The organism is Streptomyces sp. NPDC034049 (assembly GCF_055575575.1).
The window spans coordinates 267,546-279,474 of record NZ_JBVISJ010000004.1 but is presented as its reverse complement, the minus strand read 5'-3'; the positions used below and the strand labels follow the sequence as shown (position 1 = coordinate 279,474).

At 71.1% G+C, this 11,929-nt stretch carries 16 protein-coding genes; 3 read left to right on the top strand and 13 right to left on the bottom strand.

The features are described from left to right. Nucleotides 1-62: 62 nt before the first annotated feature. Both ACZ52C_RS14475 and ACZ52C_RS14470 read left to right on the top strand, forming a co-directional pair. Nucleotides 63-884 carry a class I SAM-dependent methyltransferase gene (locus ACZ52C_RS14475; protein ID WP_469075026.1) on the top strand — a complete coding sequence of 274 codons (822 nt, stop codon included), beginning with the start codon at nt 63-65 and terminating at the stop codon, nt 882-884. Nucleotides 885-927: 43 nt separating this feature from the next. After that, the gene (locus ACZ52C_RS14470) at nt 928-1,098 is read left to right on the top strand and encodes a hypothetical protein (RefSeq protein ID WP_033529789.1); all 171 of its coding nucleotides are present in this window, start codon (nt 928-930) and stop codon (nt 1,096-1,098) included. 2 nt (nt 1,099-1,100) lie between these two features. Here ACZ52C_RS14470 and ACZ52C_RS14465 read toward each other — a convergent pair whose 3' ends face one another. From ACZ52C_RS14465 to ACZ52C_RS14405, 13 genes are read right to left on the bottom strand one after another with little or no spacing between them, the layout of a single operon-like run. Continuing rightward, nucleotides 1,101-1,382, bottom strand: a complete 282-nt coding sequence (locus ACZ52C_RS14465; protein WP_045556598.1) for a gas vesicle protein K — start codon at nt 1,380-1,382, stop codon at nt 1,101-1,103. Next, nucleotides 1,379-1,567, bottom strand: coding sequence for a gas vesicle protein (locus ACZ52C_RS14460; RefSeq protein WP_045556597.1), 189 nt, complete (start codon nt 1,565-1,567; stop codon nt 1,379-1,381). Before ACZ52C_RS14460 ends, ACZ52C_RS14465 begins: the two co-directional genes overlap by 4 nt. Continuing rightward, nucleotides 1,564-2,340 (bottom strand): GvpL/GvpF family gas vesicle protein, encoded by a 777-nt coding sequence (locus tag ACZ52C_RS14455; RefSeq protein WP_469075025.1) that lies wholly within the window; start codon nt 2,338-2,340, stop codon nt 1,564-1,566. Before ACZ52C_RS14455 ends, ACZ52C_RS14460 begins: the two co-directional genes overlap by 4 nt. Continuing rightward, the gene (locus ACZ52C_RS14450; RefSeq protein WP_220645509.1) at nt 2,337-2,702 is read right to left on the bottom strand and encodes a gas vesicle protein; all 366 of its coding nucleotides are present in this window, start codon (nt 2,700-2,702) and stop codon (nt 2,337-2,339) included. The genes ACZ52C_RS14455 and ACZ52C_RS14450 overlap by 4 nt, the downstream gene beginning before the upstream one ends. Continuing rightward, entirely contained in the window at nt 2,699-3,949 is a 1,251-nt protein-coding gene (locus tag ACZ52C_RS14445; RefSeq protein ID WP_469075024.1) for an SRPBCC family protein, read from the bottom strand. Before ACZ52C_RS14445 ends, ACZ52C_RS14450 begins: the two co-directional genes overlap by 4 nt. Further along, complete coding sequence (locus ACZ52C_RS14440) at nt 3,942-4,520, bottom strand: DNA primase (protein ID WP_469075023.1); 579 nt, start codon at nt 4,518-4,520, stop codon at nt 3,942-3,944. The genes ACZ52C_RS14445 and ACZ52C_RS14440 overlap by 8 nt, the downstream gene beginning before the upstream one ends. After that, nucleotides 4,517-4,780: a gas vesicle protein GvpG gene (locus ACZ52C_RS14435; protein ID WP_469075022.1), complete on the bottom strand. Its 264-nt coding sequence runs from the start codon at nt 4,778-4,780 to the stop codon at nt 4,517-4,519. Before ACZ52C_RS14435 ends, ACZ52C_RS14440 begins: the two co-directional genes overlap by 4 nt. Nucleotides 4,781-4,808: 28 nt before the next feature. Next, entirely contained in the window at nt 4,809-5,558 is a 750-nt protein-coding gene (locus tag ACZ52C_RS14430) for a GvpL/GvpF family gas vesicle protein (protein WP_469075021.1), read from the bottom strand. Beyond that, the gene (locus ACZ52C_RS14425; protein ID WP_033529797.1) at nt 5,555-5,980 is read right to left on the bottom strand and encodes a gas vesicle structural protein GvpA; all 426 of its coding nucleotides are present in this window, start codon (nt 5,978-5,980) and stop codon (nt 5,555-5,557) included. Before ACZ52C_RS14425 ends, ACZ52C_RS14430 begins: the two co-directional genes overlap by 4 nt. A gap of 46 nt (nt 5,981-6,026) precedes the next feature. After that, nucleotides 6,027-6,401 carry a gas vesicle protein GvpO gene (locus ACZ52C_RS14420; RefSeq protein WP_469075342.1) on the bottom strand — a complete coding sequence of 125 codons (375 nt, stop codon included), beginning with the start codon at nt 6,399-6,401 and terminating at the stop codon, nt 6,027-6,029. A gap of 52 nt (nt 6,402-6,453) precedes the next feature. Then, entirely contained in the window at nt 6,454-7,380 is a 927-nt protein-coding gene (ligD, locus tag ACZ52C_RS14415) for a non-homologous end-joining DNA ligase (RefSeq protein WP_469075020.1), read from the bottom strand. Nucleotides 7,381-7,417: 37 nt separating this feature from the next. Next, nucleotides 7,418-9,265 carry a transketolase gene (locus ACZ52C_RS14410; protein WP_469075019.1) on the bottom strand — a complete coding sequence of 616 codons (1,848 nt, stop codon included), beginning with the start codon at nt 9,263-9,265 and terminating at the stop codon, nt 7,418-7,420. Next, complete coding sequence (locus tag ACZ52C_RS14405; protein ID WP_469075018.1) at nt 9,262-10,683, bottom strand: NAD(P)/FAD-dependent oxidoreductase; 1,422 nt, start codon at nt 10,681-10,683, stop codon at nt 9,262-9,264. The genes ACZ52C_RS14410 and ACZ52C_RS14405 overlap by 4 nt, the downstream gene beginning before the upstream one ends. A gap of 168 nt (nt 10,684-10,851) precedes the next feature. Between ACZ52C_RS14405 and ACZ52C_RS14400 the strand changes: the two genes are divergently transcribed. Further along, on the top strand, nt 10,852-11,817 hold the full coding sequence (locus ACZ52C_RS14400) for an LLM class F420-dependent oxidoreductase (protein WP_469075017.1): 966 nt from the start codon (nt 10,852-10,854) through the stop codon (nt 11,815-11,817). Nucleotides 11,818-11,929: the final 112 nt, after the last annotated feature.

The following is an 11,929-nucleotide window of genomic DNA, read 5'->3' as shown; positions in this document are numbered from 1 at the left end:
GGTCGCGTACGGTTCGAGGACGGACCCGCGGTCGTCGCGGTCCTCGGGGAAGGGGAACGGCCATGCCCGAAGCACAGGAGACCGCCGTCTACACGCATGGACACCACGAGTCGGTGCTGCGCTCGCACACCTGGCGCACGGCCGCCAACTCGGCGGCCTACCTCCTCGGTTCGCTGAAGCCCCACATGAAGGTCCTGGACATCGGCTGCGGGCCGGGCACCATCACCGCGGACCTGGCGGCCCTGGTTCCGGACGGCCATGTCACCGGCGTCGACCACGCGCCCGGCATCCTGGACCGGGCCCGGGCCACGGCCGCCGAACGCGGCCTGACGAACACGGACTTCGCCGTCGCGGACGTCCACGCCCTGGACTTCCCCGACGACACCTTCTGTGTGGTGCACGCGCACCAGGTGCTCCAGCACGTCGGCGACCCGGTACAGGCCCTGCGCGAGATGCGCCGGGTGACCAGGCCGGGCGGCATCGTCGCCGTCCGCGACTCGGACTACGCCGCGATGACCTGGTTCCCGGAGTCGGCGGGCATGAACGACTGGCTGGACCTGTACCGCCGGGTGGCCCGGGCCAACGGCGGTGAGCCCGACGCGGGGCGCCGGCTGAAGTCCTGGGCGCTGCGCGCCGGGCTCACCGACATCACGGCCACCTCCGCCACCTGGACCTACGCCACGGCGGAGGAGCGGGCCTGGTGGAGCGGCCTGTGGGCGGACCGGACGGTGGCCTCGGCCTACGCCGAACGGGCCACCGAGACCGGTCACGCCACGGCCGGGCAATTGCGGGCGATCGCGGAGTCCTGGCGGGAATGGGGACGACAGGAGGACGGCTGGTTCGCCGTACTGCACGGAGAAATTCTCTGCCGCAAGTCGGCCTGAAAGCGGGAATTCGGGAAACACGGACCATCAGGAGGTTCGCATCATGGTTCCCATCCTGCTGGTACTGCTTCTGGTGCTCATTCTCTTCGGCGCCGGATTCGCGGTGAAGGTTCTCTGGTACATCGCATTGGCCGTCCTGGTGCTGTGGCTCCTCGGCTTCCTGGTGCGCGGCACGTCCGCCTCCGGAGGAAGGAGCCGCTGGTACAGGTGGTGACGTCACTCCCGCGGTAGCAACGGTCCGAGCGGCCCGAGGTCCAGATTCAGGTCCTCGGGCCGCAGGCCGTAGCGCTCGCGGAGTTCGGTCATCCGGTCGTCCAGCAGCATCAGCGTGAGCCCGATGCGCTCCTCCTGGTCCTCCGAGAGCTCTCCGGTGTCGAAGCGGCGCAGCGCCTGCCGCTCCATGAGCTGACGGAGCAGCTCGACGACGGTCAGGACCAGCTTGACCAGGTCCCTCTCGACGGTGTCGGGCTCCAGTTCGAGACGGTTGCGGCCGCTCACTCGGTTCCTCCCCAGGGTGACGGGACCTGTGCGTTCACAGAGCTGATCAGCGCGTTCAGATCGATGCGGACGAGGTCCACGTCGGCGATGCGCAGGGTGAGGTCCCCGGTGATGACGACCCCGCCGGCCAGCAGCCGGTCGAGGAGGTCGACGAGGGCCACCTCACGGCGTTCGATCACGGTCACGGGCTTTCCTCCCCGGCCCCGGTCGTCTCCCCGCTGAAGGAATAGGCGGCCCACGGCCCGGTGAGTTCCACCCGCAATCCCGGTTCCTCACCTTTCGTACGGTCCACCAGTTCCACGAATTCCTCGGAATGCGCGCGCGGCACCAAATAGGCCGCGTTGAGCACATTGCGTCCGGGAACGCCGGAGAGGGCGGAATTCTGCGGCGCGTGCAGCCGGGTGTCCTCGGCGAATTCCGCGAGAGTGTCGTGCAGTCGGCGGGCGAACCGGTCGGCGTTCTCCCACATCTCCTCGTGGGCCCGGTGGCTGCGCCTCCGCTGCCGCAGATAGTCACGCCCGCTGGAGACCTTCGCGGGCGCCTGGGACGGCTCCCGCTCCTCGGACTCGGCGTAGATCTTGACGCCCCACTCCACCCGGCCCGCGAGCCGGTCCAGGGTGCGTCGGAAGCCCTCCTCGCGGGCCTCCAGCATGACCCGTACGCCGCTGTCGTCACGGAAGACGGTGCCGAGCCGGAGCGGCAGCGGGGTGGTGACGACGGTGAGGGCGTCGATCACGCTCTGGTGGGCCCGGGCCGTCTCGGTCAGCCAGTCCAGGTCCTCCAGATGGGCGCGGAGCGGTTGCTCCGCGAAGTCGCGCTCCGGCACCTCGCTGACCACGGCGATCAGGTCGTGGTGGCGCAGTTGCCGGGGCGGCGCCCCCGCGACGCCCTTGAGCTGGGACTGGAGCGCGGCGTCGAAGGGGCGGCAGACGGCGTACACGTACCGCAGTCCGGTCATGAGGGCTCCTCTCTGGCGCGACCGCGTTCGATGGCGGGCTCCGGCTCCCGCCGGAGCCCGCCGTCGTCCAGCTCCGCGAGCCGGGCGCGCAACTCGGCATTCTCACGGGAGAGTTCGTCACGGCGCGCGTGGGACGACAACGCCGGGTCGGTCTCCCACCAGTCGATCCCCATCTCCTTGGCCTTGTCGACGGAGGCGACGATCAGGCGCAACTTGATGGTGAGCAGTTCGATGTCGAGCAGGTTGATGCGGATGTCACCCGCGATCACCAGGCCCTTGTCGAGGACACGCTCCAGGATGTCGGCCAGGTTGGCACTCCCGTTCTGCCCGTACGGCTCGGGGACTCGGCTCGGGAACGTCATCGGCGACTCCCGCCGGCGGCGGCCCGCTCCTCGTCCTCATCCTCGTACGGTTCCTCGTCGATGTCCTCCCCGGCGTCGCCCTCGGCCTCGGGAGCGTCCTCGTACTCGCCCTCCGGTACCTCGTCCGGGTCCTCCAGGTCGCCTTCCTCGTCCTCGTCGACGTACCCTTCGGCCTCTTCGTCCTCGTCGGACTCCTCGGCCTCGTCCGCCTCGTCGGAGTCACGCGGCTCCTCGTCCGACTCGGCCTCGTCGGCGTCCTCGTCCTCCTCGTACTCGCCCTCGGCCTCGCCGTCCTCCGACGCCTCGCCCTCGGGCAGCTCCTCCTGTTCCTCGTCCTCCCGCTCCTCCTCGGCGACGGCGTCCTCGTGGCTGACGACGACGTCGCCGTCGCGGATCTCGCCGCGCCAGCCGTCCTCGGCCTCGCCCTTGAAGGTGATGAAGCGGGCGAAGTTCTTGAGGTCGAGCCGGGCCCGGCGGCCCTGGGCACGCCAGATGTTGCCGGTCTTCTCGAAGAAGCCCTGCGGGTAGTACTCGATGACCAGCAGGACTCGGGTGAGGTCGTCGGCGAGGGAGTGGAAGGTGACCGCGCCCTTCGTGGTGCCCTTGGCGCCCTCCGACGTCCAGGTGATCCGCTGGTCGGGCACCTGTTCGGTGGTCTGCGCCTTCCAGCCGCGGCTGGACCAGAAGATCTTCATCTGCCAGTCGGAGTGGGTGTCGTCGGCCCGGTTGGCGCTCTTCACCCCCTTGGCGAAGGTGCTGAAGCTCTGGTACTGGGTCCACTGGTCGTACGCGGTCCGCACCGGCACCCCGACGTCGATGGACTCGATGATCACCGTGGGCTTGTTGCCCGAGCTTCCCTTGGGTTTGCCCTTGCCGCCGCCGAGGTTCTTGAACGCGCCGACCACGTTGTCCTTGACACGGCCGGCGCCCACCTCCAGGGCGGTGCGCAGCGGCCCCTTGCCCTCGGCGAGCTTGCGGCCGCCGTCGAGGGCCAGCTTGGCGAAGCCGGGGCTGTTGCCGTCGGCGATGTCGTTGAGCTTGCCGGTCGTCTCGCCGAGTTTGCGGCCGGCGCCGACAAGCAGCCGCTGGGCCTGCGCGGCCACGTACTCCCGGGCCTCGGCCTTGAGATGGTCGACGGCCTCGCTGTGGGCGACGTCGGAGAGCGGATTGCTCTTCGTCGCGTCCTTCGCCCGGTCCGCCACCTCGCCGGTCGCGCGGCCGGTCGCCTTTCCGAGGGTCTCAGTCATCGCCGCCGCCTCCTCTCGTCGTCCGTGACCGCGTGGCCTTGCGAGCCGCCTTCTTGGCCGGTGCGGTCTTCTTCGTCTGAGCCGCCTTCTTCGCCGGGGCGGTCTTCTTGGCGGCCGTCTTCTTGGCGGCGGCCTTCCTGGGCGGGGGCTTCTTCGCCGCCTGCCCGCGCGATGACCGTCGCGACTCCTCGGGCGCTTCGTGGCCGGGCTCCGGCTCCTCCTCGTCCTCGTCGCGTCCGGACACGTCGGGCGTCACCCCGGCGAGTTGGTCGCGCACCTGCGAGGTACGCCCGTGCAGCCGGTCGGCGAGCCCTTCGATCTGCCGCTCGACCAGCGCCCCGGTGGCCGCCTTGCCCGCGCCGCGCAGGTCCTCGCGGAGCTGGTCCCCGAGCTCCTTGAACTGGGGGTTGTTCTGCAGCTGCTGTGATGCCAGCTCCGCGAGCGCCCGTGGGTTGAGGTGCATCCGCTTGCCGGCCACCATGGTGCCGATGGCGAACGCGAGTTTCATCTTCTTGGTACGTCCGAGGACGTATCCGGCCCCTACCGCGAGGCCCAGTCCGATTCGATTCATTGTGTCGTCCCGTCGCCGGTTCCTGTGCTCCTCCGCGCGCTGATCTCCAGCCGCTCCAGGAGCTCGTCCTCCAGGCGGTCGAACTCGTCCTCATCGATCTCGCCCGCCTCGAGCCGCTGCTCGAGGCGGGCGAGATCGGCGCGGACGGCCGCCGGGTCGTAGTACTGGCGCTCGGCCTCGGTGAGCACCTGTCTCACCGTCCAGAGGCTGCCGCGCACCGGTGCGAACGGCAGCAGCAGCACCTCGGTGATCAGTCCCATCACGTGCCTCCTCGGCCGTCACGTGCTGTCAGTGCGTCGTCTCGGCGGGCTCCGCGGGCCCCGGCTCGACGAAGCTGTACGGCGGCAGCGGTCCGTTCACCCGCACCTCGATGTGCGGATGGCTCTTGCGGACCGCCTCCACCGCTTCGAGGAAGCCCGCGGCCGACTGCCGGTCCACGAGGAACGACAGATTGGCCAGCCAGCCGGTCGACTCGGGGCCCGCGCTGATGGCCTCGGCGGCCGGCTCCAGCGCCTGCCGCAGCTCCGTCGCGTCGTCGGCCTCCCGGGCCTGCACGGCGGCGACGACCATCTCGCCGAGCCGCAGCCGGTCCTCGTAGGTACCGCCACCCGCCTGCCGGTTTGCCTCGGTCATGGCCCGCAGCTCGGGGTTCTCCCCCATCACGCGATGCAGCACGGCCTCTTCGTCGTGGCTGGCCTTCACGTTGTACTCGACCTTGCCGTCGAGGGCGCCGAGCCGTTCCGTGTAGTGCTCCGCGCGTTCGGCGAGCACCCCGGTGACGGACGCGTCGTCCGGGGCGACACTGCCGAAGCGCATGGGCAGCAGGGGGCCGCCCGCGCCCGCCTCGCTCAGGACGTTCTGGTGGGCGAGCAGATCCTTGCGCTTGGGGCGCAGCCCCTCGGGGGCCTCGCTGACGATCGCCGCCAGCTCTCCCTCCTTGAGGATGCGCACCGGGCGCGCGGGGTCGCCCACCCCGCCCATGCCCTCGGGGAGGCCGGGGTGCGAGCTCGCGGTGATGCCGTAGACATACGTGCTCACTCCTGTTCCTCCCTCTTGCGCGAGCTCGTGGTCTTGCGGGCCCGCGGCCGCGACTCGGACTGACCCTCCTCGCGGGCCTGCTTGAAGGCGTCGGAGATCGTCTCGGCGGCGCCGGACAGCGCCCCCTTGGACTTGCCGCGCGCGCCGGACTCGGTGATCTCACCGACGAGGTCCGGCAGGCCGGGGTTCTTGCGCGGCCCGGCCTCCAGGTCGAGCCGGTTGCACGCCTCGGCGAAGCGCAGATAGGTGTCGACGCTGGCCACGACGACCCGGACGTCGATCTTCAGGATCTCGATGCCGACCAGGGAGACTCGCACGAAGGCGTCGATGACGAGCCCCCTGTCGAGAATGAGTTCCAGGACGTCGTACAGGCCGCTGCTGCCGCCTCCGCCGCCGGACTGCTGTGCCGGGACTACGGTCATGCCGGCTGATCCTCCTTGTCTGTGGGTGTCTGGAGCGGGACGCGGCCTACCGGCCACCGGGGCGATGTGGGTCAGCCCTCCCGCGCTCGTAACGGCGGACGCGCCGGTAGCCGGTGAGCTCGCCCCCGGGGTCGAGTTCCACCCGGTAGCTCGCGAGCAGGCTCATCGTGTCGGGGACCCTGGCGATCTCCAGGACCTCGACTTCCAAGATCCAGCCGTCCTCGGTCTGCTCGAACGACGACACGGACTCGGGCGCCATGCCGGTCAGCTCCGCGAGCTGGGTCCGCGCATGCCGCAGTACCTGCATGGGGCTGGGGCGCTCGTCCGTCGATGCCCGTGCCTCTTCGCTTTCGCCTGACTCGTCCGACTCGTGCGCCGTACGTGAATTCTGTGTTTTTGATGTGTTCGATGTGTTCGACATGGCCACCTCGAACACCGAGTGGCCCCCCGGCCGTTGGCCAAACCTGTCGGTGTCAGCCGCGCCGCGCCGCGAGCCTGCGCCGCGCCGGGCCCAGCGCCCGGCCCCGGCGCATCGCCCCGGCCCAGGGATCGGTGCGGGCCTGGTCGACGGCGTCCGCCAGGGTCCAGCGGCGGGCGTCGACGGCCGGATCGTCCAGCTGTTCCCAGGTCAGGGGCGTGGCCACGGGCGCGCCGGGGCGTGCGCGCACGGTGTAGGGGGCGACGGCGGTCTGGGCGTAGGCGTTGCGCTGGATGTCCAGGTAGAGCCGGTCGCCCCGGTCCTTCTTGCGGGGCTCGACGGTGAGCCGCTCTGGATGGGCGCGGACGAGTTCCTCGGCGATCTCCCGGGCGAAGCCGCGCACCGTGTCGAAGTCGTCGTGCCCGTTGAGCGGCACGACGACATGGACGCCCCGGGAGCCGGTGGTCATCGGCACGGACGGCAGTTTCAGCCGGTCGAGCAGCTCCCGTACGTCCCGGGCCGCCTCCCGGACCTGCGCGAAGTCGTCCACGGCGGGATCGAGGTCGAGGACCAGCCGGTCGGGCCGGTCGACGTCTCCGGTCCGGGAGAGCCAGCGGTGCAGGGTGAGACAGGCCTGGTCGGCGAGGTACACGAGGGTGGCCGCGTCGTCACAGACCGGGTGGACGACCGTGCCGCCCTCCTTGGGCACCTCGACGCGTTCGATCCACTCCGGGTAGTGCTCGGGGGTGTTCTTCTGCATGAACATGGGCCCGTCGAGCCCGTCGGGGTGCCGTTCCAGCATCAGCGGGCGCCCGCGCAGATGGGGCAGCATGAAGGGGGCGACGGCACGGTGGTAGGCGACGATATCGCCCTTGGTGTACTCCTTGCCGCCGCCCTCGCCGTCGGCGGGGAACAGCACCTTGTCCGGCCGGTGGATCTCGACGGTACGGCGGCCGACCCTCATCGTGTGCGTGTCCCCCATCGCCTGCTCCTCTCCGGATCGCGGTCGTCCAGGGCCTTCAGGGCGTGATCGCGTGCTCCACCAGCAGCCGTCCGGCCACCGCGATCGCCTCCGCGTCGATGCCCGCCTCGCGCAGCTGCTCCTCGGGGGAGGCCGAGCCCGGCATCGTCCGGACCGCCAGGCGCACCAGGCGGGGCACCGGGCGGCCGTCGAGGAAGGCGTCGAGGACCGCGTCGCCGAGACCGCCCTCCTCGTGGTGGTCCTCGACGGTGAGGATGCAGCCGGTGCGTTCGGCGGCCTCCCGCAGGGTGCGGCGGTCGACGGGCTTGACCGAGTAGAGGTCGATCACCCGGACCTGGATGCCCTCCCGGTCCAGCGCCTCGGCGGCCTTGAGCGCCTCGTGGACGGTGACCCCCGCGGCGACGACCGTCAGCCGGTCGGTGTCCGAGGCGCGCAGCACCTTGCTGCCGCCGATCGGGAACTCCTCGGTCGGGCTGTAGAGGACGGGCGACGCGCCCCGGGACGTCCGCAGATAGCGGATGCCCTCGAGGCCGGCCATGGTGCCGACGAGCTTGGCGGTCTGGTTGGCGTCGCACGGGTACAGCACGGTGGAGCCGTGCACCGAGCGCATCATCGCCAGGTCCTCCAGGCCCATCTGCGAGGGCCCGTCCTGGCCGATGGCGACACCCGCGTGGGAGCCGACGAGATTGATGCCGGACCCGCTGACCGCCGCCATGCGGACGAAGTCGTGGGCGCGGCTGAGGAACGCCGCGAACGTGGCGGCGTACGGCACCCAGCCGCGCGCCGCGAGGCCGACCGAGGCGGCGACGAGCTGTTGTTCGGCGATGTAGCACTCGAAGTAGCGGTCGGGGTGCTCCTTGGCGAAGAACTCCGCGCGGGTGGAGTCGCCGACCTCGCCGTCGAGGGCGACGATGTCACCGCGGGCGGAGCCGAGCGCGGCGAGGGCCTGCCCGTAGGCGTCCCGGGTGGCGACCTCGTCACCGGTCTCGTAGCGCGGCAGTTCCAGGTGTCCGGTGCGTACGGCGTGCAGCATCCGGGCGGCGGGCGGCTGCCGGACCTCGATCCGCACGTCGCGTACGCCGCCGAGTTCCGCGATCGCCTCCTCGGCGTCCTTGAGCGGCTTGCCGTGCAGGCCCTCGCGGTCCTGGACGGCCTCGACGCCCTTGCCCTTGAGGGTGCGGGCGAGGATCACGGTGGGCTGGCCCTTGGTGGACTCGGCCTCGCCGTAGGCGCGGTCGACGGCGTCCACGTCGTGCCCGTCGATCTCGATGGTGTGCCAGCCGAAGGCCGCGAAGCGGCGGGCGTAGGCGTCCAGGTCGTGCCCGTGCCGGGTGGGCCCGCGCTGGCCGAGCCGGTTGACGTCGACGATCGCCGTCAGATTGTCCAGATGCTCGTACGCGGCGTGCTCGGCGGCCTCCCACACCGAGCCCTCGGCCAGCTCGCTGTCGCCGCACAGCACCCACACCCGGTAGCCGGTGCGGTCCAGCCGCTTCCCGGCCAGGGCGATGCCGACGCCGACGGGCAGTCCCTGGCCGAGCGACCCGGTGGCCGTCTCCACCCACGGCAGCCGCCGCGGCGTGGGGTGCCCCTCCAGCCGGCTGCCCAGCTTCCGGTAGGTCATCAGCTCGGTCTCGCTGATCGCGCCCGCCGCCTTGTACGCGGAGTACAGCAGCGGCGAGGCGTGCCCCTTGGACAGGACGAAGCGGTCGTTGCCCGGGTGCTGGGGGCGGTCGAAGTCGTACCGCAGGTGCCCCGCGAGGAGCACCGCCATCAGCTCGGCGGCCGACATGGACGACGTCGGATGCCCGGAGCCCGCGACGTCCGAGGCGCGCACACTGTCGACCCTCAACTGCTGTGCCAGCTCGGTCAGTTGACGGCTGTTCATGACTTACCTCCGGAACCCTCGGCGGGCTTTGACGGGTCTTCGGACACCGTGCCGAGCTTGCGGCCCGGTGATGCGGTCGACGACTTCCCGGCGCCCGCTGTCGCCTTCTCCGGCGCGCCCGGCATCCTGGCCAGCTCCGGCGAGGCCGTGTCCAAGGGGACCGACCAGGACCGTACGAGGCCCAACTGGACGGCCTGGCGGGGCAGTACGGCATCGAGGAGCCAGTCGGCGGCGACCCGGACGCGGTTGCCGGGCATGGCGGCGAGGTGGTAGCCGCGGGTGACGGCTCCGGCGGCGAGGCCGGACAGCGGCACACCGAGCGGGTTGGCGGCGGCCTTGACCCCGCCGAGGTCCACGACGAAGCCGAGGTCGCTGTGGCGGTACGGCTCGGGCTCGCCCCGGCCGAGGGAGGCGGCGACGTTGTACGCGGCCACCTTGCCCTGCCGCCACGCGTGCTGGGCGGTCATCGGCGTGTACTGACCGGGCTTGGTGAGATCGGGCACGGCGGCCGCGTCACCGCAGGCGAACACCTCGGGCCGGCCCGGCACCTGCAACGTGGGCTCGACGAGCAGCCGGCCGCGTTCCATCGGCAGCCCGAGGGACTCGGCGAGCGGGTCGGGCTTTACGCCCACGCACCACACGAGGGTGCGGGTGTCGACGAACTCCCCGTCGCTCAGCAGCACTCCGTTCGGTGTGGCCTCCTTCACGGAGGTCCCCATCCGTACGTCGACGCCTCGCTGCCGCAGCACCTTGTCGGCGGTCCGCGACAGCTTGTCGTCCATCTCGGGCAGCACCCGGTCCGCGATGTCGAGCAGGATCCAGCGCGGCCGCATGCCCTCCCGCAACGGCTGCTTGCGTACCAGCGCGTCGGTGAACATCTGGCCGTGGGCGGCGACCTCGGTCCCGGTGTACCCGGCGCCGACCACCACGAAGGTGCACCGCGCGTCGCAGCTCTTGGGGTCCTCACTGCCCGCGGCCAGCTCCACCTGCCGGGTGACGTGGTCCCTGAGGTACAGCGCCTCGGGCAGCCCCCGGAAGCCGTGGGCGTGCTCGGCGACACCCGGGATGGGCAGCAGCTTGTTGACGCTGCCGGCGGCGAGCACCAGCCGGTCGTAGGTGAGGGTGCCGACGCCGCCCTCGGGGTCCGAGTAGCGCACGGTGCGCGCGTCGAGGTCGATGTCGTCGGCCTCGCCCAGCACCAGCCGCACGTGCGGCAGGGTGCCGGTGAGGGAGACGGTGACCCTGCGTGGTTCCAGGATGCCGGCGGCGACCTGGGGCAGCAGGGGGAGATACAGAAAGTAGTCGGTCGGGTTGAGCAGGGTGATGTCGGCCTTGTTCCGGGTCAGCCGCGCGAGGGTGCGGGCTGTCCGATAGCCGGCGAAACCGGCACCGACGATCACGATGCGGGGTCGACTCACGGTTCGCCTCCGGCGTGGTCGCGTGCGTACGAACCTTCCGCGTCCCCCTGGTCAACGGGCCCAAACCGGCGGGCCACCCGATCGTGCGCGGGTTTCCGCCGTGATCCCCGGGTACTCGGACCACGTCCAGGCCCCGCCCCGATCGCACCTGTCGCGGAGGTAGTCCCCATGCCCGAGTACGGATACTTCCTGGCGACCGAGGAGTTCGGTCCCGCCGAGCTGATCGAGCAGGCGAGGATGGCCGAGCAGGCCGGATTCGACTGTCTGTGGATCTCGGACCACTTCCACCCGTGGAACGACGCCCAGGGCCAGAGCCCGTTCGTGTGGTCGGTGATCGGCGCGCTCTCCGAGGCCGTGTCGCTGCCGATCGAGACGGCGGTGACCTGTCCGACCGTCCGGATCCACCCGGCGGTCGTCGCGCAGGCCGCGGCGACGAGTTCGGTGATGACCGGCGGTCGTTTCCGGCTCGGCATCGGCTCGGGCGAGGCGCTCAACGAGCATGTCCTCGGCACCCGTTGGCCCCCGGCGGACGTCCGTCTGGAGATGCTGGAGGAATCGGTGCAGGTGATGCGGCGCCTGTTCACCGGCGAGGAGGTCACCCACCGCGGCACGCACTTCACGGTGGAGAACGCCCGCCTCTACACGCTCCCCGAGGCGCCCGTCCCCATCGACATCTCCGGTTTCGGGCCCAAGGCCACCGCCCTCGCCGCCCGCGTCGGCGACGGTTTCATCACCATGAGCCCCGACGAGGAGCTGGTGACCCAGTACCGCAAGGGCGGCGGGGGCGCGAACCCCGTCAGCGGCGGTACGAAGGTGTGCTGGGGCCCCGACCGGGACGCCGCCGTGCGGCTCGTCCGTCACCTCTGGTCGAGCCAGTTGCTGCCGGGCGAGATGGGGCAGATCCTGCCCACGCCCCGCCACTTCGAGCAGTTGGAGCCGCTGGTCACCGAGCAGATGGTCGGCGAGAACACGGTCTGCGGCGACGACGTCGACGAACACGTCGCCGAGCTGACCGCCTTCGCCGACGCGGGCTTCGACCGCGTCTACGTCAGCCAGATCGGCCCCGACCAGCGCGGGTTCTTCGACTTCTACCGCACGAAGGTGCTGCCGCAGCTCCAGCGGGGTCCTCGCTGACCCGCACCGCCCCACAGATTCTCGGCCCAGATGGTGTTTCCCTCTCCCCATCGTCTGGGCCGAGTGCACGTGCGCAAGGAGCGGGGCCCGGACGTCCTCGCCGTCCGGGCCC

Coding starts and splice junctions, on each gene's coding strand:
- ACZ52C_RS14410 (WP_469075019.1), bottom strand. CDS start 9,265: ATGAACAGCCGTCAACTGACCGAGCTGGCACAGCAGTTGAGGGTCGAC.
- ACZ52C_RS14425 (WP_033529797.1), bottom strand. CDS start 5,980: ATGACCGTAGTCCCGGCACAGCAGTCCGGCGGCGGAGGCGGCAGCAGC.
- ACZ52C_RS14400 (WP_469075017.1), top strand. CDS start 10,852: ATGCCCGAGTACGGATACTTCCTGGCGACCGAGGAGTTCGGTCCCGCC.
- ACZ52C_RS14435 (WP_469075022.1), bottom strand. CDS start 4,780: ATGGGACTGATCACCGAGGTGCTGCTGCTGCCGTTCGCACCGGTGCGC.
- ligD (WP_469075020.1), bottom strand. CDS start 7,380: ATGGGGGACACGCACACGATGAGGGTCGGCCGCCGTACCGTCGAGATC.
- ACZ52C_RS14470 (WP_033529789.1), top strand. CDS start 928: ATGGTTCCCATCCTGCTGGTACTGCTTCTGGTGCTCATTCTCTTCGGC.
- ACZ52C_RS14475 (WP_469075026.1), top strand. CDS start 63: ATGCCCGAAGCACAGGAGACCGCCGTCTACACGCATGGACACCACGAG.
- ACZ52C_RS14420 (WP_469075342.1), bottom strand. CDS start 6,401: ATGTCGAACACATCGAACACATCAAAAACACAGAATTCACGTACGGCG.
- ACZ52C_RS14455 (WP_469075025.1), bottom strand. CDS start 2,340: ATGACCGGACTGCGGTACGTGTACGCCGTCTGCCGCCCCTTCGACGCC.
- ACZ52C_RS14440 (WP_469075023.1), bottom strand. CDS start 4,520: ATGAATCGAATCGGACTGGGCCTCGCGGTAGGGGCCGGATACGTCCTC.
- ACZ52C_RS14445 (WP_469075024.1), bottom strand. CDS start 3,949: ATGACTGAGACCCTCGGAAAGGCGACCGGCCGCGCGACCGGCGAGGTG.
- ACZ52C_RS14450 (WP_220645509.1), bottom strand. CDS start 2,702: ATGACGTTCCCGAGCCGAGTCCCCGAGCCGTACGGGCAGAACGGGAGT.